The 1,171-nt window shown below is 48.6% G+C and carries 2 protein-coding genes; both read right to left on the bottom strand.

The annotated features are described in order from the left end of the window. The coding region (locus DWU89_RS20390; protein ID WP_147292175.1) for a hypothetical protein at nt 1-398 on the bottom strand (398 nt) is incomplete at its 3' end. A 228-nt stretch (nt 399-626) separates the two neighbouring features. Beyond that, a partial coding sequence (locus DWU89_RS20385) for a fimbrillin family protein (RefSeq protein ID WP_187574958.1) occupies nt 627-1,171 on the bottom strand: 545 nt, incomplete at its 5' end.

Raw genomic sequence — 1,171 nt, 5'->3', positions numbered from 1 at the left:
GACAGGGCATAGAACGTATAGGTTCCGGCTGTCAGGAACATCTCTTCTTCTCCGTTTTTTACCGCCAGGCCTCCGCCTTCCGCAGCCAAATAATCCCGGCAGGACTGTGGCGCGGCAGCGGGCTGACTGATTGACGGCTGCATATAGGCCCGGATCGTGACATTCACATCCTTCCGAAGGGCTTGCGTCGTGGCCGCTTCACCCGGCGTTTCCGGTACACCTTCATCCCCAGCCTTTGTCTCGACTAAGTCGATCCTGCCGCTAAACGACACGCCAATCTTTTCCTCCGGCTGAACAGAAGGAATCTCTTCTTTCAGAATCTCCTCCCCGGAGGAACAGGAGAACAAAAGAAGGAAGGCCAATAATGGGCCGGCGATTATGGATGGATGTTGTTGCACGGTTGTTTTATTTGATATTAAAAAATAATGGTAAATGATGATTTATCGGTGTGTCGCTATGTTTGTATTACCGGACGCAGATTTCGCAGACGACGCAGACGAACGCAGATCATTAATTGTTTTAAAAGAAAATAAGTCTGCGTTCCTCTGCGTTATCTGCGCCCGTCTGCGTCCGGTAAATACGAGCAAACGCACCGATAAATCAGCATTCATTCGCCCTATCTGTTATTAGCTACCTACGTTATCCGGTTCTGTCGGGGTCAGGTTGCCACCACCGTCACCGAGTGTACCATCTGTCCAATCTGCTACCGTTGCACCCGTAAAGGTGATACCGTTGGCTTTCAGGGTGGCCGTATAGGTGTATTGTTTGCCGGATTCAAAACCGCCTGACGGATATTTCAGTTGGGTGGTATAGGTCCGTTCTCCCCCATCTTCCGATTCTCCCGTGTTCTGCACTTTAACCCTTAGGGTGACCGTGGGAACAGGGGTACCTGTTGCATCAATTAATGGAAGCATAATGTAAGAGACTGTTGCTTTATTCTCTGCAACTTCTCCACAGGTCATTTTTACAGGATTATCAGCATCGACAGATGTTGCCGGTGCTATTACTCCCGTTGACAGTGTCATTTTACACAAGTTACTTGAATTGGGACTTGGTATCTTCGGAGGCGTAATCTTTGCGGAGTCGCCGCTTGGCATCCAGCCTTTTAAGGTAATTCCGTTATTGGTTCCCGATTCTATATTTATGACAATTTTTACCGCCTTTCTTTCAA

It is taken from the genome of Parabacteroides acidifaciens (genome assembly GCF_003363715.1).
GTDB classification, from domain to species: Bacteria; Bacteroidota; Bacteroidia; order Bacteroidales; family Tannerellaceae; genus Parabacteroides; species Parabacteroides acidifaciens.
This window is presented reverse-complemented; position numbering and strand designations above follow the sequence as displayed.